The 25,707-nt window shown below is 65.8% G+C and carries 26 protein-coding genes; 3 read left to right on the top strand and 23 right to left on the bottom strand.

Annotated features, from left to right (window positions below; genetic code table 11):
* Positions 1-91: 91 nt before the first annotated feature.
* The 3 genes from FIV43_RS19465 to FIV43_RS21730 are packed head-to-tail and all read left to right on the top strand — an operon-like array spanning position 92 to position 1,354.
* Positions 92-409, top strand: a complete 318-nt coding sequence (locus FIV43_RS19465) for a transposase (RefSeq protein ID WP_141015451.1) — start codon at positions 92-94, stop codon at positions 407-409.
* 17 nt (positions 410-426) lie between these two features.
* Complete coding sequence (locus FIV43_RS21735) at positions 427-996, top strand: IS3 family transposase (protein ID WP_196780895.1); 570 nt, start codon at positions 427-429, stop codon at positions 994-996.
* 10 nt (positions 997-1,006) lie between these two features.
* Positions 1,007-1,354, top strand: a complete 348-nt coding sequence (locus FIV43_RS21730) for an integrase core domain-containing protein (protein ID WP_196780894.1) — start codon at positions 1,007-1,009, stop codon at positions 1,352-1,354.
* A gap of 290 nt (positions 1,355-1,644) precedes the next feature.
* On the opposite strand, the gene FIV43_RS19455 is transcribed toward FIV43_RS21730, so the two are convergent.
* From FIV43_RS19455 to FIV43_RS19345, 23 genes are all read right to left on the bottom strand, one after another.
* On the bottom strand, positions 1,645-2,496 hold the full coding sequence (locus FIV43_RS19455; protein ID WP_141015450.1) for a bifunctional methylenetetrahydrofolate dehydrogenase/methenyltetrahydrofolate cyclohydrolase: 852 nt from the start codon (positions 2,494-2,496) through the stop codon (positions 1,645-1,647).
* A gap of 13 nt (positions 2,497-2,509) precedes the next feature.
* On the bottom strand, positions 2,510-3,238 hold the full coding sequence (locus FIV43_RS19450) for a gamma-glutamyl-gamma-aminobutyrate hydrolase family protein (protein WP_141015449.1): 729 nt from the start codon (positions 3,236-3,238) through the stop codon (positions 2,510-2,512).
* Positions 3,235-4,176, bottom strand: a complete 942-nt coding sequence (locus tag FIV43_RS19445; RefSeq protein WP_141015448.1) for an alpha/beta hydrolase — start codon at positions 4,174-4,176, stop codon at positions 3,235-3,237. Before FIV43_RS19445 ends, FIV43_RS19450 begins: the two co-directional genes overlap by 4 nt.
* Positions 4,173-5,609, bottom strand: coding sequence for an aldehyde dehydrogenase family protein (locus tag FIV43_RS19440; RefSeq protein ID WP_141015447.1), 1,437 nt, complete (start codon positions 5,607-5,609; stop codon positions 4,173-4,175). Before FIV43_RS19440 ends, FIV43_RS19445 begins: the two co-directional genes overlap by 4 nt.
* Positions 5,610-5,697: 88 nt before the next feature.
* Positions 5,698-7,119, bottom strand: coding sequence for a glutamine synthetase family protein (locus tag FIV43_RS19435; RefSeq protein ID WP_141015446.1), 1,422 nt, complete (start codon positions 7,117-7,119; stop codon positions 5,698-5,700).
* A 152-nt stretch (positions 7,120-7,271) separates the two neighbouring features.
* Positions 7,272-8,450 (bottom strand): helix-turn-helix domain-containing protein, encoded by a 1,179-nt coding sequence (locus FIV43_RS19430; protein ID WP_141015445.1) that lies wholly within the window; start codon positions 8,448-8,450, stop codon positions 7,272-7,274.
* Positions 8,451-8,490: 40 nt separating this feature from the next.
* On the bottom strand, positions 8,491-9,357 hold the full coding sequence (gene purU, locus FIV43_RS19425; protein ID WP_231123546.1) for a formyltetrahydrofolate deformylase: 867 nt from the start codon (positions 9,355-9,357) through the stop codon (positions 8,491-8,493).
* Positions 9,354-11,804: a GcvT family protein gene (locus FIV43_RS19420; protein ID WP_141015444.1), complete on the bottom strand. Its 2,451-nt coding sequence runs from the start codon at positions 11,802-11,804 to the stop codon at positions 9,354-9,356. Before FIV43_RS19420 ends, purU begins: the two co-directional genes overlap by 4 nt.
* A gap of 169 nt (positions 11,805-11,973) precedes the next feature.
* Complete coding sequence (locus FIV43_RS19415) at positions 11,974-12,783, bottom strand: PucR family transcriptional regulator (RefSeq protein ID WP_181407595.1); 810 nt, start codon at positions 12,781-12,783, stop codon at positions 11,974-11,976.
* 137 nt (positions 12,784-12,920) lie between these two features.
* Positions 12,921-13,526 carry a PucR family transcriptional regulator ligand-binding domain-containing protein gene (locus tag FIV43_RS19410; protein ID WP_141015442.1) on the bottom strand — a complete coding sequence of 202 codons (606 nt, stop codon included), beginning with the start codon at positions 13,524-13,526 and terminating at the stop codon, positions 12,921-12,923.
* The gene (locus FIV43_RS19405) at positions 13,523-14,623 is read right to left on the bottom strand and encodes a Zn-dependent alcohol dehydrogenase (RefSeq protein WP_231123986.1); all 1,101 of its coding nucleotides are present in this window, start codon (positions 14,621-14,623) and stop codon (positions 13,523-13,525) included. The genes FIV43_RS19410 and FIV43_RS19405 overlap by 4 nt, the downstream gene beginning before the upstream one ends.
* A gap of 68 nt (positions 14,624-14,691) precedes the next feature.
* The gene (locus FIV43_RS19400; protein WP_141015441.1) at positions 14,692-14,898 is read right to left on the bottom strand and encodes a hypothetical protein; all 207 of its coding nucleotides are present in this window, start codon (positions 14,896-14,898) and stop codon (positions 14,692-14,694) included.
* The gene (locus FIV43_RS19395; protein WP_141015440.1) at positions 14,877-15,902 is read right to left on the bottom strand and encodes an FAD-dependent oxidoreductase; all 1,026 of its coding nucleotides are present in this window, start codon (positions 15,900-15,902) and stop codon (positions 14,877-14,879) included. Before FIV43_RS19395 ends, FIV43_RS19400 begins: the two co-directional genes overlap by 22 nt.
* A gap of 411 nt (positions 15,903-16,313) precedes the next feature.
* Positions 16,314-16,904 (bottom strand): TetR/AcrR family transcriptional regulator, encoded by a 591-nt coding sequence (locus tag FIV43_RS19390; RefSeq protein WP_141015439.1) that lies wholly within the window; start codon positions 16,902-16,904, stop codon positions 16,314-16,316.
* Between the two features lie 85 nt (positions 16,905-16,989).
* Positions 16,990-17,742, bottom strand: a complete 753-nt coding sequence (locus FIV43_RS19385; RefSeq protein ID WP_141015438.1) for a hypothetical protein — start codon at positions 17,740-17,742, stop codon at positions 16,990-16,992.
* A gap of 1 nt (position 17,743) precedes the next feature.
* Positions 17,744-18,127, bottom strand: coding sequence for a cupin domain-containing protein (locus FIV43_RS19380; RefSeq protein ID WP_141015437.1), 384 nt, complete (start codon positions 18,125-18,127; stop codon positions 17,744-17,746).
* On the bottom strand, positions 18,124-19,389 hold the full coding sequence (locus FIV43_RS19375; protein ID WP_141015436.1) for an NAD(P)/FAD-dependent oxidoreductase: 1,266 nt from the start codon (positions 19,387-19,389) through the stop codon (positions 18,124-18,126). Before FIV43_RS19375 ends, FIV43_RS19380 begins: the two co-directional genes overlap by 4 nt.
* A complete protein-coding gene (locus tag FIV43_RS19370) occupies positions 19,386-19,709 on the bottom strand; it encodes a 2Fe-2S iron-sulfur cluster-binding protein (protein ID WP_141015435.1) in 324 nt (107 codons plus the stop codon). Before FIV43_RS19370 ends, FIV43_RS19375 begins: the two co-directional genes overlap by 4 nt.
* 129 nt (positions 19,710-19,838) lie before the next feature.
* Positions 19,839-21,302, bottom strand: a complete 1,464-nt coding sequence (locus FIV43_RS19365) for a flavin-containing monooxygenase (protein WP_141015434.1) — start codon at positions 21,300-21,302, stop codon at positions 19,839-19,841.
* Between the two features lie 157 nt (positions 21,303-21,459).
* Positions 21,460-22,326: a 3-hydroxyacyl-CoA dehydrogenase family protein gene (locus FIV43_RS19360; protein ID WP_141015433.1), complete on the bottom strand. Its 867-nt coding sequence runs from the start codon at positions 22,324-22,326 to the stop codon at positions 21,460-21,462.
* Complete coding sequence (locus FIV43_RS19355) at positions 22,323-22,982, bottom strand: CoA transferase subunit B (RefSeq protein ID WP_141015432.1); 660 nt, start codon at positions 22,980-22,982, stop codon at positions 22,323-22,325. Before FIV43_RS19355 ends, FIV43_RS19360 begins: the two co-directional genes overlap by 4 nt.
* Positions 22,966-23,766, bottom strand: coding sequence for a CoA transferase subunit A (locus FIV43_RS19350; RefSeq protein WP_141015431.1), 801 nt, complete (start codon positions 23,764-23,766; stop codon positions 22,966-22,968). Before FIV43_RS19350 ends, FIV43_RS19355 begins: the two co-directional genes overlap by 17 nt.
* Positions 23,767-23,921: 155 nt before the next feature.
* Positions 23,922-25,322, bottom strand: a complete 1,401-nt coding sequence (locus FIV43_RS19345) for an APC family permease (RefSeq protein WP_181407594.1) — start codon at positions 25,320-25,322, stop codon at positions 23,922-23,924.
* Positions 25,323-25,707 lie beyond the last annotated feature (385 nt).

Raw genomic sequence — 25,707 nt, 5'->3', positions numbered from 1 at the left:
CCGGTGGCGTTGGTGCGCGGTGTCCTGGAGCTGTTGCGCGTCAGACTTTCTGGCAGGGCTGTTGAGTCAGTCCTGAAGGAGAATCTGAACCATGGGTAGACCCCCTGTGATCCCGGCCGAGCAGCAGACTCGGATCGTGATGAGCGTGCTCGCCGGCGAGATGACGATCGCCGAGGCCGCACGCAAGGAGAAAGTGTCGGAACAGTCGATCGGGCGGTGGAAGGCCGACTTTCTCGAGGCCGGCAAGACCGCACTGGTGGCTGGCAGGTCCGGCCCGTCGACGCGGGAGCAGCAGCTCGAGGCCGAGGTCGCGGATCTGACCCAGGCCCTGGGGGAGGCTGCGGTCGAGTTGCGGGTGTGGAAGAAGTCCGCGGAGGGCCGGCTGGGCCCTTCGAGGACCTCGAGGTGATCAGGCTGGAAGCCGGGATGTCGACCGCGAGGTGGTGCGAGAGGTTCGACATCCCGGAACGGACCTGGCGTCGTTGGCAGGCCAAGGCCCGGGCTGGTGGTCAGCCGAAGGGGCCGTGGCCCAAGCCCGCGCGGGAAGAGGCGCGGGAGTTGGTGCTCAGGCATGCGCTGGCGCATCCGGCGTGGGGTCACCGCAAGGTATGGGCGATGGTGCGCCACGACGAGCACGTCGTGTCCGAGGCGACCGTGCTGCGCACGCTGCGCGAGGAAGGACTGATCCTGCCAGCGCACTACCAGCGCGAACGCAGGAAGCTGGCTGAGCGCAGGAAGGCCGCGTTCGCGAACGAGCCGACGGGACCGAATCAGGTCTGGCAGCTGGACTTCAGTGAGTTCGAGACCACCACCGGCGGCACGTGGCGACTGGCCGGCTGCCGGGACTACTGGTCGAAGTACGAGCACCCGTTCCACGTGTCACCGACGGCGAACCAGTTCGACGCCATCGACGCCGTGGAGCTCGCGTTGGCCGACTACGAGGCCATGTTTGGCCACCCGATGATCGAGGACTGCTGTCGACTTCGAGACCGGTGAACTGCTGCCGGTGGTCACGATCGTGACCGACAACGGCGGCCCGTTCCGCTCGTTCCGGTTCGAGGCATTCATCGCCGGCCGCCCCGAGCTCGCGCACGTCCGGACCCGGGTGAGGTCGCCAGGGCAGAACGGGTCACGCGAACGCGGATTCGGGACCTTGAAGTACGAGCGGCTCTACATCGACGAGATCGACGACGCCGTCATGCTCGCCAAGCACGCCGAGGAGTACCGGATCGAGTACAACACGATCCGGCCGCACGAGGCCCTGGCCTGGAACCGGCCACTCCACGTGCACCTGGGGATCGCCGACCCGACGATCCCCACCTTTCAAACCGAGAAATCCCTGCCAACTTCTTGACGCGGGACAGTCAGCCACTGCGCTTGTTGACACTTCGGGGTGGTCGACAGGGCTGCCTTGAGACTGTCGACGAGGCCGAAGTCGATGAACTCGGCGATCGCCCCTCTTCGACCTTGTTGGCGATGGACGGCTTCGGCGACACCACCCTGCCGCTCTGACCTACCTGGCACGAGTGCTGGTGGGAGCCGGCCCGTCGGACACGACGATCGCGGCCCCGGTCAGCTCGGGACGGCTCGAGCCCATCCTCCGCAGCCATCCCACCCGTCTGCCGGTGCCTCAACGGGCAAGGGTCAGCTGCCGCGGGCCGCACGCTCGGCCGCCGCCACCACGTTGGACAACAGCATGGCCCGAGTCATCGGGCCGACCCCGCCGGGATTGGGCGCGACGTGGCCTGCGACCTTCCAGACGTCTGCGTGCACGTCGCCGGCGATCTTGCCCTCGCGCCGCGCGACGCCGACGTCAAGCACAGCCGCACCGGGCTTGACCATCTCCGCGGTCACGAGATCCGGGACACCTGCCGCCGCCACGATGACGTCTGCCTGCCGCGTGTGGAATTCGAGGTCCCGGGTGCCGGTATGGCAGAGCGTGACCGTGGAGTTCTCGCTGCGACGCGTCAGCATCAGGCCCAACGGTCGCCCCACGGTCATGCCGCGGCCGACGACGACCACGTGCGCTCCGTCAAGCGGCACGTGATGCCGACGCAACAGTTCGATCACACCGAGCGGGGTGCACGGCAACGGAGCCGCTTCCCCGAGGACCAGACGGCCGAGGTTCAGCGGGTGGAGTCCATCGGCGTCCTTGCTCGGCTCGACGCGCGACAAGATTGCACCTTCGTCCAATCCGGTCGGCTGCTGGACGAGAAACGCTGTGCACTCATCGAGTGCATTGAGTTGGTCGACCGTCGCCTCGACCTCGGCCTGCGACGCACCTGCGGTGAGTGTGCGACGGATGCTATCGATTCCGATCTCGGCGCAGTCCTTGTGCTTCGCACCCACGTACCAGTGGCTCGCCGGATCATCGCCGACCAGGACGGTCCCCAGACCCGGTCGAACTCCTCGCTCGCGCAACGCCGCGACGCGCTCCGTCAGCTCTTTCTTCACCTGGGCCAGGACGGCCTTGCCGTCCAAGGTGGTCGCAGTCACGGGAGGTCCTCTCTCAGTAGGTGTGGGTGATGGCGTGCTGGGCGGCGCCCACGATCCACGCGAATGACGGGTCCTCGCGCGGCATCCACTCGGGATGCCACTGGACGCCAAGGACTAAGCCGTCTTCCATCTCGAGCGTCTCGGCGCGTCCGTCGGGCGCCTGACCCGTGATCGTGATGCTCTCGCCCGGTTGATCGACGCACTGATGGTGCAGCGAGTTGACGAGCGTCTTCGATCCGTAGACAGAAGCCGCGATCGAGTCTTCCCTGAAGGTGACCTCGTGGATGAGCGTGTCGACAGGCTCATCGGTTCCCCGGTGGTCGACAACGCCCGGTTCGATGTGCCCGACCAGGGTTCCCCCGCGCACCACGTTGATCAGCTGCATGCCGCGACAGATCCCGAGAAGCGGGAGCTGCCGCTCGAGAGCCGCGTCGATCAGTGCGGCCTCGTACGCGTCGCGATCCGGATCGACCGCACCGATGACGTCGGCCGGGTCACCGCCCCAGCGCGAGGGGTCCACGTCTTGACCACCCGTGATGACGAGTCCGTCGAGCCGAGACACGACGTCGGCGGCCGGACTCTCATACGGGATCTGCACCGCCAGACCCCCGGCCGCAACAACTCCGCGCGAGAAGTCGGCGAAGTAAAAGTCGATATCGCGAGCCTGATACCTCGGTTCCATCGAAGAGGCGAAGGTTCCGGGCATCCGCCGACCGGAAATGCCTATCAGAGGGCGGGTCATGATGAAGACTCCTCGCTCGTCGTGAAGATCTCTGCCAGCCTGTCCGCAGCCCACTCCGCCGCGTCGTCGGCCGATGTGAGCAGCCCGACCATGGGGAAGAAGCCGTGGAAGATGTCGTCGAACCGGCGATGACTCACCGGCACACCCGCGTTCTGAAGGCGGCGGGCGTACTCCTCGGCGTCGTCGCGGAGAGGATCCATGCCCGCAGTGATCACGATCGCCGGCGGAAAACCGAAGAACGAGTCGGAGTGCTTCGGCGAGGCCAATGGATGACGCCGCATCGCGGGCTCGGGCACGTACATGTCCCAGAACCACGCGACGTCCTCGGGCGTAAGGACCGGGTCGTTGGTGTTCTCGATCATCGACGGGCTGCGATCGGCCGCGTCCGTAGACGGGTAGACGAGCAGTTGAGCGCGTAGCAACGGCGTGCGCTCAGAGAGCGAGAGGCCGGCGCACACGGCGGCTAGGTTGGCGCCGGCACTGTCACCTCCGACGGCAACGCGCGTCCGATCAACATCGTCCAGCCCGCCAAGCAGCACCCATGAGACCGCTGCCCAGGCATCGTCGAGCGGGGCCGGGAACGGATGCTCAGGCGCCTGCCGGTAGTCCACCGACACGACGACGCAGCGCGCTCGCGCGGCAAGAACTCGACACACCGCGTCGACGGCGTCAATCGACCCGATGGACCACCCTCCGCCGTGCATGTACACGAGCACAGGAAGAGACGGATCGCTGTTCGGACGGTAGATCCGCACCCTTGGTCGATCCGGATTCGTGGGGATCGCACGATCCTCGACGTGGTGCATCTCCGGCCCCTTCGGCGCTCCTCCGCCCATGCGCATGCTGCGCCCGAACTCGACTCCGAGCTCATGAACGGGCCGCGGCATCGCAACCCGCAGGTGCTCGAGGAACGCTTCGACGTCGGCGGGGCGGCTCACAGCTGGATCGCCTTGAGCTCGAGGAAGTCCTGCAGCCCGTGACGTCCAAGCTCACGGCCGATACCGGACTGCTTGTACCCGCCGAACGGCGCTTCCGGATTGAACGAGCCGCCGTTGACGGAAACCTGACCTGTGCGCATCTTCCGCGCAAACCGGTAGGCCCGGTCCCTGTCAGACGACCAAACGGCGCCGGACAACCCGTAGACCGAGTCATTGGCCATAGCGAGCGCCTCGGACTCGTCGGAGTAGGTCAGGACCGAGAGCACGGGTCCGAAGATCTCCTCGCGGGCAATCCGCATGCCCTGATGCACGTTGACAAACCCGACGGGGCGCACGTAGTGACCGATCGCATCCCACGGGTCGGTGCTGCCGGCGGCTACGATGGCGCCCTCTTGCTGTCCGGTCTCGACGTAGCCCTGCACGATCTCCCGCTGGCGTGCAGTCGCCAAGGGCCCCATAGTCGTCGACTCGTCCAAGGGATCGCCGAGGACCACTGCCTCGAAAGCCTCGCGTATCAGATCCACCACGTCGTCTCGCAAGTGCACCGGAACCAGCATCCGTGTCCACGCCGTGCATGTCTGACCGCTGTTCTCGAGGACGTGCTCCACTCCCCGATGAACGGCGGTGGCCAGGTCGGCGTCTGGCAGCACCACGTTGGCCGATTTTCCGCCGAGCTCGAGTGACGACCGCTTCATGTTTCCTGCAGAGGCGGCGAGCACCCGTCGGCCGACACTCGTCGAGCCGGTGAAGGAGATGACGTCGACGTCGGGGTGCTCAGCCATGAGCTGGCCGGCGCCGCCGGACCCGGTGATCACGTTGAGCGCTCCGTCGGGGAGGCCCGCCTCGCGTGCGGCCTCGGCGAGGAGGAAGGCGGACAGCGGGGTGACCTCGCTGGGCTTGAGCACGACTGTGCACCCTGCCGCGAGGGCGGCGCCCACCTTCCCGACGGCCTGATGGATCGGGTAGTTCCACGGCGTGATCGCACCCACGACGCCCGCGGGCTCCTGGACCACCGTCGAGTTCCCAACGTGCTCGACCTCGTCGAGCTGATCCATGTGCTTCGCGAATCCCTGGATCACGGAGACGGGGAGATCGGCCTGGACGATTCGAGACAGTCCGATGGGTGTTCCCATCTCGCGAGTCACCAGGTGCGCGAGCGCCTCCCGCCGGTCGGCGATGGACGAGGCGAATCGCTGGAGCACCGCCTTGCGCTCCGGGATCGACGTCCCGGACCAGACTCCGAACGCCCGACGTGCGGCAGCCACCGCGGCGTCGACATCTTCCTTCGTAGCATCCGGTACCTCACCGATGATCTGTTCAGTGGCGGGATCCTCGACTCTGATGCGATCCCGACCGAACGCCTCGGCCCAGCGGCCGTCTATGAACAGCTGACTCGGCTCGCGTTCGGCCGCGGAAGTAGTCGCGTCGGTCACGATGCATTCCTTCGATGAGGTGGAGTAATTGCGTTGCGCCCCGAGCCGATTGGCGGAACGCGGGCCGACTGATCGGTGAGCTGAGCGGTCAGGGAGTCCGCGTCAGGTAGGTCTCAATCTCCCACGGAGTGACCTGGCCGGAGTAGCGGATCAGTTCGTCGCGGCGGATGCCGAGGAAGGTGTCGTGTAGGACGGGGCCGAACGCTTCCTTCATGAGCGGATCGGCGACGAACGAATCGATCGCCTCCTGCAGCGACAGCGGGATCCGGTCCTCGCGGGCGACCTCCGTGCTGAGGCTGCCGTCAGCCTCGTGCGGCTGACCGGGATCAATCTGTCGACTGATCCCGTCCAGAGCAGCGGCAGTCACGCCCGCCAGGGTGAGGTACGGATTGCAGGAGGAGTCAAACTGACGGATTTCGAAGCGACCGGCCGCTGGGACGCGCAGCGTCACGGTGCGGTTCTGCCACCCGAACTTCTTCATGAAGGGTGCCCAGAAGCCGACGTCCCAGAAGCGCTTGTACGAGTTGACGCTCGGGCAACCGACGAGGGTGAGCGCGTCGGCGTGCTCGAGCAGACCCCCAGCGAACCACAGCGCAATCTGGGAGAGCTGCGAACGGCCCATCAGGTCGCCGTGGGTCTTGTTGCGGCCATCGGCGTCCACGAGCGACACGTGGTGATGGTGGCCGTTGCCCGAGACGCCGGCAAACGGCTTCGGCATGAACGAGGCGATCAGCCCGTGCTGACGCGCGACGACACGACAGATCTGGCGGTACGTCACGAAGTCGTCAGCGAAGCGCAGCGGAGTGGAGGGCTCCTGGTTGAACTCGATCTGCGACGCATCCTCGTGGTCACCGTGCGAGAGCTTCAACCCCATGGCGCGGCCGTAGGCGACGACGTCGAGAAAGACCTTCTCCAACTCGTGGAACTGGGCGACGTGGTACATCGCAAAACTGTCGGTGGTGTGGGTGGGCATGTCGCCCTTGTTCTCAGGCTGCTTCAGCCACATCATCTCGGGCTCGATCCCGGTCATCACCCGCAGACCGGTCTCCTGCTCGAGGAGGGCCTCCTGCCGCATGAGGTTGCCGCGGAGGTCCTGGTCGAGCAACTCGCCAGTCCCCTCGTGGTACCAGTTGCACCAGACCCGAGCCAGCCGAGGCTCCCAGGGCAGCACCTGGAACGTCTCAGGATCGGGGATGACGAGCCCCTCTTCGGCCTCGTTGGCGAAGCCGATGGTCTCTCCCTGCACGCCGACCGCGCTCACGGCGCCGTGGAAGAGTCGGACGCCGGCGTGAGCCACGTCCTCGACGTAGTCGCGCATCACGAGCTTCCCGAGAACGCGACCGTCAATGGACGAGATCTGGAAGTAGAGGCCCTCTACGTCAAGCTCTTCCATCCGCGCGACGATTTGCTGGATCTGCTCGGAATAGTCAGAGCTCTCGACCACCGACTTGAGGAGTCGTCGGGACTCGAATCGCTCGACGGCCGAGTCCTTCGGCTTGTAGCTGGCCATGGGTTCTCCTTCGTCTCGGCGGTTGCCCGCACCTGGCGAGAAACCGATCGCCACTGACTCTGGTTGCCCAGACCGACCACACCTATGACGAAGTCCGTAAAGTCGATCGCGGTTGTCCCGCCTTCGGTCAAGTCCGGACGACGACGCGCAAGTCAGCCCTCAAACACTTCGAACAACCGCAGGGCGACTGAGAGCTCGTCGCGACGCGCGACGATCGGTCCGTCGAGCTTCTGCTCAACCGTGCGAAGCCGGTAGGCGACCGTGCGGTCGTTGAGGTTCAGCCGGGCTGCGGCCACCGACGCGTTGTGGCCGGCGTCGAAGTAGGCGCGAAGCGTGGTCCGCAGCTCCGAAGCTCGCGGGTCATCAACGTCGGCGAGAAAGCCGAGCTGACGTGTCATGAACTGTCGAGCGAGGGGTTCGTCCATCAGCGCGAGCGAGGTGAGCGCCACGTCGGTGTACCGCGCGACATTCATCGAGCTTCGACGTGCAATCCGATACGCCTGTGTCGCCTCGACGTGGCTCACCCGGAATCCGTCGACTCCCTCGGCGACATCGCCGAGCCCCACGACCAGCGACTTCGGCACCCCGCCAGCCAGACGGCGCGCCACATCGGGATCCGTCAGCGCATTCCCGCCGAACCAGGCCCACGTCGAGCCCGACGGTCCAGCCACGGTGAGAGACGAAAGGCCGTGACTCGCCGCTAGCTGGGCAAACGTCCGATCGGCGTTCTCTCCCGCGGACACCGCGGCTAGGTGGACGCCCGATACGAGGTAGGGCAGCTTGGATTGATCGATCGGCAGACCCTCGAGCACGTCCCGTACGAGCTGTCGGCGGCGCCGGTTGCGGTCGTGGAAGCCAGCCATCCGCTCCGATTCGTAGACCTCGGCAAGCGCCGTCATCATCGCGTCGGTGTAGTCGAACAAGAAGCGCGAGATCAGCTTCATCGGCTCGCGCCGGCCGTCGGGGCCTGTAACGACCTCGTCAACGACCTCCATGGCGTGCTCCCAGATGACGGCGTGGCCCGTGCGGTAGGTCTGGAGGAGCGACTCCAGCGAGATGCCCCACTGCGCGACCGCCCGCGCCTCCTCGACCGCCGCAGGTGGCGGCACCGCTGGAACGTCACGGCCAGACGTGAGCCGCGCGACGAGAAGACGGAAGTGAGCCACGCAGCTCGCGGTGTACGCGGTGACGAAATCCGGGTCCTCCGAGCGGAAGAATTCCGGAGCGTCCGTCCGCATCCGGCGCAACTCCTCGGCCACGATGAGGTCGACCCGTTGCGTCAGGGCGCGCGCGATCGCATCGATCCGCTCGTCGAGCGCTTCCTTGCTCATGAGACCTCCAGCCAGCACCCTCGGGACGGCGGGCCGACCCTCAGTCGAAGACGACCGTCCGGTGACCGTTCAGCATGACACGTCGTTGCGCATGAGCGGTGACTGCCCGCGCCAGGGTCCTCGCCTCGATGTCGCGACCGAGTGCGGTGAGCTCCAGTGCATCGAGTGCATGCCCGACCCTCTGGAAGTCCTGGTCGATGATCGGGCCTTCGTCTAGATCGGCAGTTACGTAGTGAGCGGTGGCGCCAACCACCTTCACGCCACGGTCGTAGGCCTGGAAGTACGGACGCGCACCCTTGAAGCTCGGCAGAAGGGAGTGGTGGATGTTGATGGCACGGCCGTCTAGGTCCTTGCACAGCTGGTCTGACAGGATCTGCATGTAACGAGCCAGCACGACCGTGTCGACATCGTACTTGCTGACCAGACCACGAACCTCGTCCTCGGCCGCCTGCTTCGTGTCGGCGGTGACCGGCACGTGGTGGAACGGGACGCCGTGCCACTCGGTCAACGATCGCAGGTCCTCGTGATTCGAGGCCACAGCCACGATCTCCGCGGGGAGCGCTCCGATACTCGCGCGGTGGAGCAGGTCGTTGAGGCAATGGCTCTGCTTCGACACCATCACCAGCAGCCGATCCCTCTGCGAGACGCCCCTTACCTTGAGGTCAAGGCCCATGTCCTTCGCCAGAAGCGCCGAGTCGGACTGCAGTTCGGCGAGGTCAACCTCGCCGTCGAGAGAGACGACGTGGACACGCATGAAGAACCGATGGGTGTCGGCGTCGCCGAACTGCTTGCTCTCCTTGATGGAGAAGCGGCGCTCTGCCAGGAACGTCGAGACACCGGCGACGATGCCGGGGCCGTCGGCGCACGACAGGTTGACGATGAACTCGTGATCGGTGATGGTGCTCAACTCTTCGGCCTCTCGGACTTCGGGTCGTACATGGGTCGTAAGGATGCAGTGGCGGAGACGCGACGTCCCGCCACCTCGATCTCGTAGGTGCCGGACTCGAACCACCCACGTGGCTGCCCCACCTCGGGAGCGGTGACCCACCCGAGCGCGACGGCCCCGCCGAGGGTGTGTCCGTACATCGCCGATGCGACCCGGCCGACGCGCCGTCCGTCGCGATAGATCGACTCGTCGTGGTAAAGCATCGGTTCGGGATCGTCGAGCAGGAACTGGACAAGGCGTCGGTCCACGCCGTGCTCTTTCTGGCGGAGCAGCTCGTCACGGCCGATGAATCCGCCGGGCTTGTCCCACGCGACGGCGAAGCCGAGTCCGGCTTGAATCGGCGTGTCGGTGTATCCGATGTCGTGCCCCCAACTGCGGTACGCCTTCTCGGTGCGCAGCGAGTTGAGTGCGTGATAGCCGGCGTGAACGAGCCCGTGCTCGCTCCCGGCCTCTACTAGGACTTCGTGGACGTGCGCCGCGATGTCGCTGGGAATCAGAAGCTCCCACCCCAGCTCACCGACGTAGGTGATATGGGTGGCCCGGACGAATCCGAATCCGAGGTCGATCGTCTGCGACTGCCCGAACGGGAACGCCTCCGCGGACAGGTCGGCGTCGGTCAGCGGCTGCAGGAGTCGGCGCGAGTCAGGGCCCATCACAGCCAGCATCGCCAGCGATCCCGTGATGTCGGTGACAGTGGCGTTGAGGTCTCGGATGTGCCGCCTAATGCGCGCGTGGTCCCGTTCGACGGTCCACGGCCCCGACAGGACCAAGAACGCATTCTCCTCTGTCCGCGTAATCGTCACGTCGGCCTCGATACCGCCGTGCTCGTTGAGCCACTGCGTGTAGACGATTTGGCCGACCGGGACGTCGACGTTGTTTGCACTGAGCTGCTGCATGAGGACAAGGGCATCGCGGCCCTGGACGAGCAGTTTGCCGAACGACGAGGTGTCGAACATGCCGACGCCCTCCCGGACTGCGCGGTGCTCACGCGCGGAGTGCTCGAACCAGTTCTGACGCCCGAACGAGTAGTCGTAGGTCCGCGCGACGCCCTCGGGGGCGTACCAATTGGGCCGCTCCCAGCCCACCAGCTCGCCGAATACGGCTCCCGCCGCTTTGGTCTCGGCGTAGAGGGGGCTCCGGCGAAGACCTCGTGCACTCTCGCGCTGTTGGAACGGCCAGTGGATCTCATAGGAGAGGTCGAGGGACTCGACGACTCGCTTCTCCAGAAAGCGCCGATTGATCTCGTGCCGGTGCACGCGGGCCGGGTCGGCCTCAGCGAGGTCAAGCGGCGGGCGACCATCAACGATCCAGTCGGCGAGCACCGAGCCGGCACCGGGACCCGACAGGAATCCCACCGAGTTGAAGCCGGCCGCGACGAAGTAGTTCGGAACCAGCGGCGCGGGGCCAAGGTGATATTGACCGTCTGGAGTGAAACTCTCGGGGCCGCAGAAGTGCAACTTGATCGCGGCGTCCTCAAGCACGGGGATGCGAGCCATCATCTTCTCGTAGAATGGCCCGAGGTGGTCCCAGTCCTCAGGCAACTGAATGAAGCCCTGCTCCGTCGGCACACCCCCCGACGCGAACGGGTAGCTGCCCGGCTCGAAAAAGCCGACCATCAGCGCTCCGGCCTCGTCCTTGACGTACGAGTAATCGTCGCCACTCTTGACCGTCGGCAAGTTGCGCGGAAGTCCGTCGATCGCCTCGGTCACGACGTAGAAGTGAGCCAACGCCTGCAGCGGGACCTCGATGCCGTGCTTCGCGCCGAACTGGCGGCCCCACATGCCCGTCGCGTTCACGACGTACTCGCACTGGATCGTCCCACGGTCGGTTTCGACCTGCGTCGCACGTCCGTGCTGGACGACGACGTCGGTTACTGAGGTGTTCTCGAAGATCTGGACGCCTCGGCGGGTGGCGCCACGAGCCATCGACATCGTCGTGTCAGTGGCGGAACCACGACCGTCTTCGGGGAAGTAGAGGCTTCCGACAATGCCTTCCGGGTTCAGCAGCGGGTAGAGCTCGAGGGTCTCGGCGACCCCGAGGAGGTCGGCACGTACGCCGCTCGACCGCACCGAAGTCGCTTGGTGCTTGAGTTCCTCCCACCGGTCCCGACTGGTCGCGAGGTTGAGGGTTCCGGTCTCGACGAATCCCGTCGAGAACCCCGTGTCCTCCTCGAGGTGGCGAAACACGTCAAGACTGCGCTGGACGATGCGACGAGTGCCATCGGTGCCGCGGGCCTGGGTCACGAGCCCGGCGGCGTGCCAGGTCGTCCCTGACGTGAGGGTGTTCTGCTCGACGACGACCACATCGGTCCACCCGCGGCGAGCTAGGTGGTACGCGGTGCCGATGCCGACGACTCCGCCGCCGACGATGACGATCTGGGCCCGATCAGGCAGCTCTCGGGTTCTCATGTCGCTCTCCTCGACGACGGGACGTGAGCGAGCTCGCCCGACGCCTGGGTGGATGGAATCGGATCACTATGGCCGGTGCAGGCGGTCCTTCGAAATGCTTCGCGACACACATCGACGGCGGCCATATGTACCCGGGTATGAACGTCTTGATCGCGCACCCGTCGCCCGATCACGCGTCGTTCCCGCTGTGTCGGGGTGGGTACAACTGACGCCAAGCGCGATACGCGAGATAGAGGTCGGTGAGGTCACTCAGTTTTTGGAGCCGTCGGTTACTCACGGCTTCCACCCGCTTGAGGCGATACATCACGGTCTGCTTGTGCACACCGAGTTCGTCCGCGCACTGCTGGACCGAGCGGTTGGCCTCGAAGTAAGCCGAGAGAGTCGTCATCAGCGCCCCGGAGCCGTCTTGGCCCTGGTCGTATCGGAGCACCGCCCCGAGAACCCGCTCGACGACCGACTCGGCCTCGGCCAAGGTCGAGGGCGCAAAGGTAGCTGCCCTTTCGCCGTACCGTGCGGCGAGCTGGCCGGGATCCGCGGTCTCCAGCGCCCACCGAGCTTCGCGGAGCGCGTCGGGAATCCGGGCGAGCGTCGTGACGGTGCGGCTGATGCCCAGCCGCGGCAACGCCGTTCCGGTCTGCTCCCGCGGGCGGACCGAGCTGGCCAGCGTCTCGAGCACCTCTTCGCCGCCCTCCGACACCAGCAGAATGAGACCGGGATCCGCACGAGCGAGGAGGTGGGGCAGATCGTCGCGCACCAGGACTGCGTGCACTCGATCGATGTCGAGCTGGTCGGGGTCGCCGTCCACCGTCACCACCATCCAGGGCCCGCCATCGAGACCCTGCGACGCCATCGGCTTCGTGGCGGCCGCCGGCTCGATGGAGCCCTCGACGAGCCCTTGGAACAGCCGAGAGCCGTTGACGCGTCGTCTGAGCTCGACGCCGTCCAATCGTTCGACCTCGATCGACACGACGGCCAGCACGTGCTGCAGAACCGCGAGATCGATGTCCGGTCGTCCTGCGCGTGGTAGGGCTATCAGGACGGCGTGCGGTACCCCTTGGATTGGAAGCATCGTCGCCACTCGCCCGTCGAGCTCGACGCGGCTGTAGGCCGGCAGGTCTACGGTCGAATGCGCAACCGAACTGAGAAGCTGTTCGAGGATGGCGCGCTCCGGCGGGCGGAGGCCAGGCGGAGTGACGACACGTCGCGATCCACGACGTAGAGATCAGCGTGGATCTCGCTAGCAATTCGCGCGAGCAGTCCGGGTGACGGCCGACCGCCGTTGAGACTGCGACGCAGGATGTCGTAGATCGACAGGATCACGTGGAGCCGTCGGCGCGAGTCCTCGGAGTTGCCCTCCGCGACCGTTCGCGCCACGGTCACGAAAGGAACGGCGTACTGGGTCTCGAGGATCGGAAAGGACTGGGAGTCTGCGAAAGCGACGGCTAAGTCCGTCAACTGTGGTGCGTGCTGGCCGCTGGCGATCGCCATCCCGGCGAGATTGGCGCGGACAAGCTCCCTCAGAAAGTCGACCTGCGCGGCCGCTTCCGCGGGAAGTCCGTATCCGTCCGTCAGGAGAAGATCGCCAGTCCCCAGCCACTCCCACGGCTCGGGAAGCTCACACGTGTGAGCCCACAGCACGCGCCTGTCGGCTCCACTCTCGCCAGCCAGGAATCGCGTTCGCAGCGGCGGAAGCGCCACGAGCTGGCCGACCGTGAGGCTCACGGCCCGAGCGGCATGTCGGCGACCACTCTCAGCGCGGACCCGTCCGCGAGTCGGTCGAAGCCCGTCGAAAGTTCTTCGAACGGGACGCGATGACTGATCATCTCGTCGAGCTGCAGTCGCCCCTGCTGGTACAGCGCAGCCAGTTGTGGGATGTCGACGGTGAAGCGGCTGGAGCCGATGAACGCGCCCGTGAGGGTCTTTTCCAAGAAGTAGAGATCGGACGCTGACACGCGGATCGGCGTGTCGTCCGGGACCATCCCCAGCACCGTGCAGCGTCCGCCAGGCGACAGCATCTGCAGCCCGAGCTCAACCGTCTCACGCCGTCCCACGGCCTCGAAGACGTGGTCTACGCCAGCGCCCAGCAGATCGTTGAGCTCTCGGACGACGTCCGGTCCCGACTCGAGGGTGTCGGTCGCGCCCATGGAGCGAGCGGCCTCGAGCTTGGTCGCCGAGAGGTCGACGGCAACAATCCGCGACGCGCCCGCTATGCGAGCGCCTTGGACAGCCGAAAGTCCGATGCCCCCGCACCCGATCACGGCGACGGTGTCGCCGGTCGCGACCCGCGCCGAGCGCACCACCGCCCCAACGCCGGTCAGAACGGCGCAGCCGAACAGCGACGCCACTGGGAGCGGAAGGTCGTCGGCCACTCGGACTACGCCGTTTTGATGCACCAGCAGCAGACCGGCGAACGCACCGATGCCGCCCATCGTCCCGACCGCCTGCCCGGCGTCGGTCACGACTGCGGGCTGCGGGCGATCGCGGAGCTGGGTCCGGTTTGAACACAGAGCCATCCGGCCGGTAACGCAATATCTGCAGGAGCCGCAGAACATAGTGAGGCTCGTGACCACCCGGTCTCCGACCTTCACCGAGGCGACGGCGCTGCCCACCGATTCGACCACGCCTGCTGCTTCGTGCCCCAGGATCTCCGGCAGATTGGTCTGATGTGTTCCATCGATGTAGTGCAGGTCGCTGTGGCAGAGCCCGACGTGCAGAGGACGGATCCTGACCTCGTCAGGGCCAGGGAGATCGATGTGAACCGTCTCGTAGTCGAGGCGGCCGCAACTGTTCAAGACGGCGGCGCGAATCGGAGTGCGCATGGTCACTGGTCCTCCTTGAAGGCGCTTCAGGCGGGGCGGGTTGTCGAATCCGCCCCGCCTCTGCTCGATCAGACGAGCTTCGCGTCGACCGCATCGATCTGCTGCGGATAGCTGTGCGCGTCGAAGGACGGCACCTTTCGGTCCCCGGCGAGCCACTCGTCCAGAACCGCCACGACGTCAGTGGTGTCCAGCACCTCGGGCTGGAGGAAGTAGAGGGCCCGCGACACGGCGTGGGCGACGTCGGGACGCTGCGTCAGGAGAACCTCGAGGGCCATCGCTCGCTGCTCGTCCAGCTCGGTTCCCGGAACGTAGTCGTCACTCCATTCGGCCCCTCGAAACCGGCGTCCGCACCGGCTGTGAGAAGAAATGCGGCCTCGATGACCGGGCCGAGCTCCTTCTGGACGCGCGCGCCGACACCGTCGAGGTCGTCCGCGGCCACGAGCGCGTCCTGCAGAGTCGAGGCTGCTACCGCGGACAGGCTCATGCCCTGTCCGTAGATCGGGTTCATCGACGCGACCGCGTCACCAACGGTCACGAAGCGCTCCGGAAGGTCGGCCGAGTGCCAGTGCCGCATCAGTGTCCCGTCCTGGTGGTACGGGGTGAACTCGGTGACGGCCTCGCTCCGCCGGAGGATGTCAGCGGCCGGCGGCCACATGCCGGACTCGAGGAACTCGACGATCTCCGCTTTATCCCGTGAGGGGTAGTCTTTCGCCATTCCCATGGCCGTGAAGGCGTGCAGTCCGTTGTCGGCCGGCAGGATCGCGACGCCGCGGTGGTGTCCCGGCCACGGCGGCGCGACGACTCCGAGGACGTCGCCGAGAAACGCGTCTTCCGGCAGCTTGACGAACTGCGTCGAGTAGCCCATGAACGCGCTGAGATGCGATTCTTTCGGCGCCCCGAATCCCAGGTCCGCCAACCAGTCGATGGCCTTCGTGCGACGACCGGTCGCGTTGACAACGAAGTCTGCCTCGATCATCCGCCCGTCCCGCAGTTCGACGCCGGTGACGCGGGTCTTGGCAGGGTCGGCCTGAAGGCCCCTGACCGACGCGTGGATGAACTCGACGTTGTCGATACCTTGGAGCCGGCGGCGGATCGCGAGTTCCAAGACGGGCCGGCGGAAGCCGACGCCCTCCTCACTGGCCACGCGGCGGCGCCATCCGTAGGGGCTCATCGTGACGACCATGGCCATCTCGTCGTACTCGAAGCAGCCGGCCTCGAGGAAGTCCTGTCGGATACCGGGGAAGATCCGCTCCATGTTCTCCAGGCCGATCGGCAACACGACGTGGATCTGGGTGCCTTGGGGGCTCCCTTGCGTGGAGTAGGTTCGTCAACGAGCTCATCGCGCTCGATGATCGTCACGGAGTCGAAGGTCTTGCTGGCAGCGCCGGCGGCGAGCAGGCCCGCCACGCTCGCTCCGATAACGACCGCATGTCCGTGCTGCTTGTCTGCTTCCACCATGTGTGCACTCTCTTCCCGTAACCCGCGTGATGTTCAGGCGAACCCGGACTGAACCTAGGCGACTGACTTAGCCAACTGACTAACTTGTCAGACCATCTTGTGGGTGAGCAGCGCGATCGTCAAGGCATTCACGTGAACTTCACGTAACCGAGGTCACTTGCCAGAGCACGAGAGGGCGCCGAGAACCAGCCCGCCGGACGACGGGCTGGGCAGGAGGACTCCCGGGAGAGGGTCAGACCGTGGCTTGGAGTGCCATCCTCACCATCGACATCGCGATGGTGTCGAGGTGCACGTCGTCGAGATAAGAACCCCGATTGCACAGCATTCCGAACAGGATCCCGTCGCAGGTCGTGGTGGTGAGGCGCGCCAGCAAGTGGAAGTCTGCTGACTTCTCATCGGGAGCGGCCGCACGCTGGTACGACGCCGTCATGCCGTTCCACAGGTCGCGATACGTGTCGGCGGCTGCATCTTGCACCACGTCCTGACGCAGACTCCACAAGAGCAGGTCGAACTGCGCCATGATCGAATCCGGGTCGAGCCTCGTGAAACCCTTCAGCAAGGTGGACACCGCCGACACGAGTCCCGCACCGTCCGGGACGTCGACATCGTTCAGCACCTCACCGGTCGTGCCGACAGACGAACTGAGGACCTGGATGAAGAGCTGCTCTTTGGTGCCGAACGTGTAGTAGACGCTGGCCGCGGGGGCCGCAGCCTCCTCCGCGATCCTGCGCGTCGTCGCCGCTCCGACACCGTCGCGGCTGATCAGGCGAGTAGCCGCTTCGACGAGCTGGACGCGACGTTCGGACGCCGGGACATGGGGCATGACTCTCCTGGCCTTTTCGGACGGGTGTGCGCGGAGGCGCAATGCTGATCATATGGGCGCCTCGATCTCTCGAAGCAGCACCGATTCACCTGACGAGGCGCCCAAGCGCATACTCGACGTCCGCGCGGCGGTAGGACTCCATCGTCAGTCCGTCGATCCGGTTCGCAAGGAAGCGAGCCTCGGCAGCTTCGCGGGCAGCGTCCGGCACGGCGAACTGGCGCGCCCACGCATGGCCGATGAACCGCCGGACGTCCGGCGTGGCATCGTCGTTTGCCAGAGACAGCGCGTAGTCCCTCACATCGAAGACCTTCTCGGGGTTGAACTCCAGGTCAGGCGATAGCGAGCGGATCTTCACGTCCGAGTCGGCCGCGTGACCGCCAGGCGAGTAGGCCACGACGGTTGAGATGCGATCCACCGCTGCGGCACGCTCGGGCCAAATGAACTCGAAGGGGCGCACGTCGCCCTCGGGAACCGCGAGGCGCGTGATGCCGCGCGCGTTGATCGCTTGAACAATGGCTGCCGGCTCGTCGTCGACTACGACCTCCTTGTGGCGTGGCCAGAAGTCGAACATGCTCAGGTCGCAGTGATCACGACCGACGTGGAACGCGTAGATCTCCGGGTAGATATCTGGCATCCCTTGCGCCCGCCGAACGCGGAACATCTCCGCTGTCACCGCCTGGATCAGCAGCCCCGCCCCGAGCGCACCGAAGTCGTCATGAATGACGATGCCGAACCGGTCGTAGCGATGGAACTCCGGGAACACGTCGCTCACCACCCCGACCCGGCCGTCGATCGCGACCTCGAACTTCTCGACGTCGAGCAGATTTGCGACGTGCATGTCAGACCTCCTCAGCGAGCGTCACGGGCGCGGACATCACGAACAGCTCGCGGATCGGCGTATCGATGGTCCAACGCGCGACACATCCGGGCTTGAAGGTGGTCGCGACGCCGGGAGCGAGCTCGACCAGGCGGCCGTCGACCTCCACGCGGCCGGTTCCTTCCAGGATGAAGACCGTCTCGTGCGTCGAGAGGGAGACCTCGAAGACCGAGGGCTTACCTCGGGCGAACCCGACGGTCGGGTCACCCGGCGGCGGATCGCCGAGCACGTGGATCTGGATCTCGGGGTCACGGTCGATCAGGGTGAGCGGGAAGTCGCCGTCCTCCCACATCTGCGAGTCGGGATCCCACGAGATGCTGGGGTAGATGTTGCTCAGGTCGTTCACGCACTTGCTCCTGTCGTGAGATCGGCCGGCGACGTCGTCGCCGCACGAAGGGACTGATCGGGATCCGCCGCGACAGCGGCGGGAATCGATCGGCCCTCCCCCAGCGCGCGACGAACGGCCATGAAGTCTCGCGGCGAGTTGACTGCATCGGCGGCGATCAGGACGCCGTCGCGGTAGTAGAAGAGCGCGAACTTCTCGTCCTGGACGCTTCCGCGGACGACGACCTGGTCATACCCCGTCGACAGTCCGGCGATCTGCAGCTTCAACGTGTCCTGGTCCGACCAGAACCACGGCACCGATTCGTACGGTTCGAGTTGATCGACGAGCGTGGCCGCTACGCACTTGGCCTGGTCGACCGCGTGCTGGACGGACTCGAGTCGGATCGCCGACCCGTTACCGCGAGGATGCACCGAGACTGTGCAGTCACCTGCCGCAAGCACACGAGGGTTCGATGTACGCCCGTAGGCGTCGACGAGGATCCCACCGTCGCACATCAGCCCGATCTGCTCCGCGATGGCCGTCCGCGGGACGACACCGATTCCCACGATGACGAGGTCAGCGTCGACCAGCTCGCCGTCACTAAGCTCCACGTGGCGCACTCGCTCGTCACCGACGAACCGCTCGACACTGGCGCCGAGAACGACCCGCGTACCGCGACGCTCGTGTGCCGCACGATAGAACTCCGACATCTCCGGAGCGACTGCACGCGCCAGGAGCCTCGATCCTGCCTCGAGCACCGTGACTCGATGACCACGTGTTCGGGCGACGGCGGCCGCTTCGAGTCCGATGAAACCCCCACCGACCACAACAACGTCGCGACAGGTACCCATCCGGGCCTTCAGGTCCTCCGCGTCGTCGACATCGCGCAAATACACGACTCCGTCGAGATCGTGTCCCGGAACCTCCAGTCGCCTTGGCTCCGCGCCGACGGCGAGCACCAGCTGGTCGAACGAGAACGAGGACCCGGAGGCGGAGCGGACCGCGCCACCGTCGTCACCCAATTCGACGTCGACGATCCGCTCACCGGTCACGACCTCGATGTGCTCCCGGGCGTAGAAGTCCACGGACCGGAACTCGAGGGTCTCGGCGTCGGCCTTCCCCGCCAGGAACGCCTTGGAGAGCGGGGGCCGCTGGTACGGCCCGTTCCGCTCCTCACCGACTATCCGGATCGGCTGGTCGTAGCCGCGCTCGCGCAGCGAGACGGCAAGCTGCGAAGCCGCCTGCCCACCACCGACGATCAGGACACCGTCGCCGGCACTCATTGCTGGGCCTCGGGAATCTCGACCACGATCCCGTCCAGCTCGGGGGTCACGATGATCTGGCAGGCCAGGCGGCTGGTGTCCCGACGCTCGCCGACCGTGTCATCGAGCATCTCGTCCTCGAGGTCATCGAGTTCACCGACGACGTGGGCGAAGCCAGCGTCGATATAGATGTGACAGGTCGCGCACGCCGCCGCGCCGCCGCACTCGGCCACGATGCCCGGCACGCCGTCCTTGACGGCGACCTCCATCAGCGAGCTTCCGTCGCGGGCTTCGATCTCACGCGCGGCGCCGTCCGAGGATCGATAGGTCACGGTCGTCATGAGGCCTCCTGTGGAAGTGAGTGCAACTTAGTCACTCGGCTAAGTCAGATGACTAAGTTTGGCATGCATTCATGCGATGTCAATGACTTCGAGTGACGTGAAATACGGTCAGTTTCGAGTGCGTCGGCTTCAGCCCGTGAAGCGCAGCCATCCGTCGTCGGGGTCGTCGGCGAGCATCTCTTGGGTCAGGCGGTAGTCCTGGGGATTAGTCCAGGGAGGTGTCCCCTGGCTGGGGAACCTGCTAAGCGAACGGACGAAGTACGACGAGTTGACGTCTGCGATGAACGGTCGACGTTGCATCGATTCCTCGCCGTCAGCGAGGGTCGGGGTGACCCGCGTGGCGCCCGTGGCATCCATGTGTTTCAACACGCGCGACCAGAACTCATTCACCAGCTCGAGCCGCAAGGTCCACGACGAGTTCAAGAATCCGAACGCGAAGAACAGGTTGGGCACCCCGGAGTACGCCAAGCCCTTGTAGGTGAAGGTCGAGGAGAAGTCCACCTCCACACCGTCGACCGTGTAGCGTGCCTCCCCTCCGGGCATGATGTTCAAGCCAGTCGCCTTGACGATGATGTCGGCCTCAACGACCGTCCCGTCGGCCATGACGATGCCGTGCTCGTTCAGGGTGCTGATCGTTCCCGTGACCACCTCGGCCCGGCCCGCCCTGATTGCCTTGAAAAGGTCGCCGTCCGGGACGGCGCAGACCCGCTGGTCCCACGGCTGGTAGGCCGGGGTGAAGTGCTGGGCTCGGATGTCCTCGCCGACCATCTCGTCGATCGCGTCGAAGATTTCCTTCTTGTATGCCTCGGGGTTCTCCCGTGCCTCGCGGTACCGGTCCTGCTGCGCTTGGATGTTGCGCAGACGAATGCGGGTGAACGCTTCGGCCGGGCCCACCTCCTCACGCAGTCGGTCTGCTTCCTCGTCCACCGAGACTTCGTTCACGACGTATGTAGGGGACCGCTGGACCATGACCACATGCTCAGCCGACTCGGCCAAGCTGGGCACGAGTGTGACCGCGGTGGCACCGGATCCGATCACCGCGACTCGGCGGCCGGCGTAATCGAGGTCCTCGGGCCACTCCTGCGGATGCAGGATCATCCCGGAGAACTGATCCTCGCCTGGAAGTTCCGGGTTGTAGCCGCCGCTGTAGCTGTAGTACCCGGATCCGAGGTATAGGAACGAGCATTCGATGACGCGGCAGCCCTCGGCGGTCTGGAGCGCAAGGGTCCACCGGTCGGTCGTCGTGTCGAAGGACGCGGAGGTCAGGCGATGGCCCAGGCGGAGGCGGCGATCGAGGCCGGCGCGGTGGAGCGGAGCTCGCAGGTACTCCTTGATGGTCGCCGCGGGCGCGAGCGCCTTCGACTGCGTCCACGGCTCGAACGAGTACCCGAGGGTGTACATGTCACTGTCCGACCGGATTCCCGGATAGCGGAAGAGGTCCCAGGTGCCCCCGATGTCGTCGCGCATGTCAACGATGGCGAACGTCTTGTCGGGATGGGAGCGCTGGAGCTCGTATCCGGCGCCGATGCCGGAGATGCCCGCGCCTACGATCACGACGTCGAGCTGCTCGACCTGCTGCGTTCGGTCAGTCATGTGATTCCTCGCCTCGTTCGGCAGTTCTCCTGGCATGGGTCCGGATCCGACAAGCCAGTCGGATCAGGCTGACATCGCGCCGGACTGTCGCATCCGCCGCAAACCGAAGACTTGGACGACGTGACTTCGCATCACGGCAAGCCCAAGATCACGACACTCATGGCGTCGCGGCGAACAGCTCACTGAGTCGTTTCATGTACGCCTGGTGGTCGGCCATGGGCTCGGCGTGGATGCGAGCTCGCGAGCCCGCGCCAGTCCAGTCGTCCTCAATCAATCGCTCCAACCACGAGGCGTGCTCGCGGTCGTCCAGGAGGGGAAACAGCCGCGAACAGAGCGCCGCGAAGACGCCCAGCCCACCCAGGTCAGCCACGCGCAACGGACCCGCCAGTGCCCACCGCGGGCCCAACGAGGCCCGAACGACCTGATCGAGTCCGTCCGCGTCGACCACTCCGGTCTCGACGAGATGGAATGCCTCGCGGAGCACCGCCGCCTGCAGGCGATTGGCGACGAACCCCTCGATCTCTCGATTGAGTCGGACGACCGTCTTCCCGACGGCGGTCAAGACGCCTTGGACGAGATCGACGACATCAGGAGACGTTTGCGGTCCGGGCACGAGCTCAACGAGCGGGACAACCGTTGCCGGGTTGAAGAAGTGGGCCACGAGCAGGCGCGTCGGATCTGCGGCGTGCCTGGCAAGTTCCGACGGGCTGAACGTCGACGTGTTGCTCGCGACGATCACACGGGGTGCGAGCTCCGCAAGAGCTCGCAGCAGCGGAGCCTTGGCCTCCAGGTCCTCGTAGATCGCCTCAATCACCAGATCCGATCCTCGGAGGGCGTCCTCCAGCGACGGGTGGCTGGTGACGTTGGCCAGCGCCATGGCCGCCGCAGCGCGGTCGGCAGCACCGTCCCGCTCGTCGAACAGCTGGACGGAGATGCCGCCGCGGCCAAGCACTTCGGCGATGCCGGCTCCCATGAGCCCGGCGCCGATCACTGTCACGCCGTCGATCGATCGGGGCTCGGTCATCGGACGAGGTCCTCACGCAGTGCCCGAGGGCCGCGGACGACAGCCGCCGTGGCCGCCTCGACCTCGGCGAGCGTGACGCCAGGAGCAAGCTCGCGGATCGCGAGCCCATCGGGCGTTACATCAAGCACGCACAGATCGGTGATCACGCGGTGGACGACCCGGCGACCAGTGAGGGGCAGCGTGCACTCACGCAGAATCTTCGGCGACCCGTCACGGGCGACGTGCTCCATCAGCACGATCACCCGCGAGGCGCCGTGAACCAGATCCATGGCACCGCCCATGCCCTTGACCATCTTCCCCGGGATCATCCAGTTGGCGATGTCGCCCTCTGCCGAAACCTGCATCGCACCGAGGATCGCGGTGTCTACCTTGCCGGCTCGGATCATTCCGAAGCTCAGCGCAGAGTCGAAGAAGCTGGCGCCCGCTCGCACAGTAACGGTCTGCTTGCCCGCATTGATCAGGTCCGGGTCGACCTCGTCCTCCGTCGGGAACGCGCCCGTGCCTAGGATCCCGTTCTCGCTCTGCAACACGAGCTCCACATCGTCCGGGACGTACGTGGGCACCAGGGTCGGTAGCCCGATCCCCAGGTTCACGTAGTCGCCGTCGTTCAGCTCGCGCGCAGCGCGTGCCGCCATCTGCTCACGCGTCCACGTCATGGGCCGCCTCCTCAGCGTCGGTGCGCACGGTTCGCTTCTCGATGCGCTTGTCGGCGGCCTGCGCGGCCGTCAGGGGTACCACGCGGTGCACGAAGACCCCGGGAAGGTGGACGTCGTTCGGGTCCAGCTCTCCCGGCTCGACCAACTGTTCGACCTCGGCGATTGCGACCCGCCCAGCCATCGCTGCCAGCGGGTTGAAGTTGCGCGCCGACCGACGGAAGACCAGGTTGCCGTGGCGATCGCCTTTCCAGGCGCGCACCAAGCCGAAGTCAGAGACGATCGCTTCCTCCCGCACGAATTCCCGGGACCCGAGCTTGGTCTCGAAGGTCTCGACGACCTTGCGCGGAGACGCCACGGAAACGGCGCCCCGACCGTCGTACCGCCAGGGCATCCCGCCATCTGCCACGGCAGTTCCGACCCCGGTCTGGGTGTAGAACGCCGCTATGCCCGAACCTCCGGCACGCATGCGCTCTGCGAGCGTCCCCTGCGGAGTGAGCTCGACCTCCAGCTCACCCGCGAGGTACTGCCGCGCGAACTCCTTGTTCTCACCCACGTACGACGCGACGACCCGGCGCAGACGACCAGAACCGAGCAGGATGCCCAGCCCCCAGTCGTCGACTCCCGCGTTGTTCGAGACCACCTCGAGGTCACCGACCCCCGAGTCGTACAGCGCCTGGATAAGCACCGCGGGGACTCCGCACAGTCCGAAGCCACCTACTGTCACGGTCGATCCTGCGCGAATGTCGGCCACGGCCTCGGTCGCGGATGTCACTACCTTGTCCACGCCTGCTCCTTGCTACATCGATTTGACCTAGTCATTCGACTTCAACGGTCGACTCACCGTGGTGGGAGCCGCGACGAACTGTCCCGTCCGCCCACTCCTCGAACCAGATCGCGGCCCATGCCCGAGATCTGCCTGGCCGCGACGGCACGGCGTCGTCAGTCGCCGATGGACTGGTACACGCCGGGGCGGCGACGCTTGAGCACCTGGGCCCACAGCGAGCCCAAGGCCCACAGGACGTAGACCGCACCGCAGATGATGTAGGCCTGACCCGCCGACACGCCGAGGAGGAAGTCGATGTTCAGTGTGCCGAGCACCAGGACGGTCACCAAGCCCATCAGCGCAACCACTGGGGCCACGATGCGCTTCCATACCGGCACGCCCATGGGCTTCGTGCGCCAGAAGAAGACGATGACCGCGACGTCAGTCACCACCAAGAGCACCAGGAGCGCGTAGCCGAAGATGCCTCCCAGCTGCGCGTACAGCAACACGATGTCAGCCTGGCTGATCGCGAGCGCCGCGAGACCGACGACGCACGCGATCGTGGTGACCACCGATGCGCGATAAGGCGACTGATGCGACGCGTGAACCACTGCGAGACGCTTGCTGAACACGCCGTGCGTCGAAAGATTGAAGATGTATCGCGACATAACGTTGTGCATCGAAATGATCGCGGCGATGATGCTCGTGTTGAGGAGCACGTTCACGGCGTCGACGCCGAAGGCCCCGAGGAACTGCTCGATCGTGGCAAACACCGATCCCGTCGGGTCAGCCGCCGTCGCCTCAACGGCAACACTCGGGCCGAGCGCCTGCGTCACGATCCACGCCGAAAATGCGTAGCAGATGCCAACGACGGCCAGAAACCCGAAGGTCGCCCGCGGAATTGTGCGGTCGGGGTCGCGGACCTCATGGCGGAACACGACGGTGGACTCGAACCCTGCGAACGTGATGGTGGCGAACATGATAGCCAGGCCCACCGAACCAGAGAAGATGTGGCTCGGTTCCACGAAGTCAGCCGAGAGCCCTTCGGCTCCGCCCTGCACGAGGACCGCGATGTCGTAGATCGCGACGATCAGCATCTCCGCGCCGAGCAGGACGAAGAGTGCCTTCGCCGAGACCTCGAGATGGCGGTAGCCGAGCAGCCCGACCGCGACGAGGATGCCGATGCCGTACACCCACCAGTCGATCACCGGGCCGTTGAACGTGACTTCGACAAGCTGCTTCATGGCGATGCCGAAGTAGGCAGCAGAACTGAGGCTGATCACGAAGTAGGTGGCGAGCGCCAGCATCGACGCGCCGAGCCCCATCGTGCGGCCGAGGCCGGCAGTGATGAACGAGTAGAAGCCTCCCGGGTTCGGAACCCACTTCGACATGCTGACGAAGCCGACCGCGAACGCGGTCAGGACGATCCCGCCGAAGAGAAACGCCACGGGTGCGCCGAGCCCGTTGCCGTAGCCGATGACGACCGGTACGTAGCCGATGACGCCTGACAGCGGACCGTTGAACGCGATGATCATGAACAGCAGGCCGAGAGCGCCAATGCGGCCATGAAGCCTCACGGGGAGATCGGACTCCTCCGTAGATCCTGCACTCGAGGTGGATGACTCCGACGACACACTCATGGACAAGCCTTTCTCTTCCATACCGACCCACCCCGCGGGAGACCATCTCGGCGGGATCTGTGACCTGGATCACCGAGATTCTGGCGCTGGACAGGTTCGCGCGGATCTACGGAACCAGGAAAGTTGAATTCGGCACCGGACGATGTGCGGAAAGGGCTGCCGATCGGGTCACGCCCCGGGGTCGATCGCGTTTCGCAACCGTAAAGCGCCGCGGATACACCCAAGGAAGAGTGCGCTCAGATCCGTGCCAGCGCCAACAGGAAACTCTCCTTCGCGGACGGTCCTCCGGTTTCCGGCGACGGGAGGTCGAGAACTTCGATGT

Source organism: Nocardioides sambongensis (assembly GCF_006494815.1).
Taxonomy (GTDB): domain Bacteria; phylum Actinomycetota; class Actinomycetes; order Propionibacteriales; family Nocardioidaceae; genus Nocardioides; species Nocardioides sambongensis.
This window is presented reverse-complemented; position numbering and strand designations above follow the sequence as displayed.

Bases quoted from the DNA above. Each gene is read 5' to 3' on its own strand.
- FIV43_RS19355 (WP_141015432.1), bottom strand. From the start codon at position 22,982: ATGACGTGGACGCGTGAGCAGATGGCGGCACGCGCTGCGCGCGAGCTG.
- FIV43_RS19465 (WP_141015451.1), top strand. From the start codon at position 92: ATGGGTAGACCCCCTGTGATCCCGGCCGAGCAGCAGACTCGGATCGTG.
- FIV43_RS21735 (WP_196780895.1), top strand. From the start codon at position 427: ATGTCGACCGCGAGGTGGTGCGAGAGGTTCGACATCCCGGAACGGACC.
- FIV43_RS19430 (WP_141015445.1), bottom strand. From the start codon at position 8,450: ATGAGCAAGGAAGCGCTCGACGAGCGGATCGATGCGATCGCGCGCGCC.
- FIV43_RS19450 (WP_141015449.1), bottom strand. From the start codon at position 3,238: ATGACCCGCCCTCTGATAGGCATTTCCGGTCGGCGGATGCCCGGAACC.
- FIV43_RS19405 (WP_231123986.1), bottom strand. From the start codon at position 14,623: ATGCGCACTCCGATTCGCGCCGCCGTCTTGAACAGTTGCGGCCGCCTC.
- FIV43_RS19420 (WP_141015444.1), bottom strand. From the start codon at position 11,804: ATGAGAACCCGAGAGCTGCCTGATCGGGCCCAGATCGTCATCGTCGGC.
- FIV43_RS19375 (WP_141015436.1), bottom strand. From the start codon at position 19,389: ATGAGTGCCGGCGACGGTGTCCTGATCGTCGGTGGTGGGCAGGCGGCT.
- FIV43_RS19435 (WP_141015446.1), bottom strand. From the start codon at position 7,119: ATGGCCAGCTACAAGCCGAAGGACTCGGCCGTCGAGCGATTCGAGTCC.
- FIV43_RS19365 (WP_141015434.1), bottom strand. From the start codon at position 21,302: ATGACTGACCGAACGCAGCAGGTCGAGCAGCTCGACGTCGTGATCGTA.
- FIV43_RS19370 (WP_141015435.1), bottom strand. From the start codon at position 19,709: ATGACGACCGTGACCTATCGATCCTCGGACGGCGCCGCGCGTGAGATC.
- FIV43_RS19385 (WP_141015438.1), bottom strand. From the start codon at position 17,742: ATGCACGTCGCAAATCTGCTCGACGTCGAGAAGTTCGAGGTCGCGATC.
- FIV43_RS19390 (WP_141015439.1), bottom strand. From the start codon at position 16,904: ATGCCCCATGTCCCGGCGTCCGAACGTCGCGTCCAGCTCGTCGAAGCG.
- FIV43_RS19400 (WP_141015441.1), bottom strand. From the start codon at position 14,898: ATGGCCCTCGAGGTTCTCCTGACGCAGCGTCCCGACGTCGCCCACGCC.
- FIV43_RS19360 (WP_141015433.1), bottom strand. From the start codon at position 22,326: ATGACCGAGCCCCGATCGATCGACGGCGTGACAGTGATCGGCGCCGGG.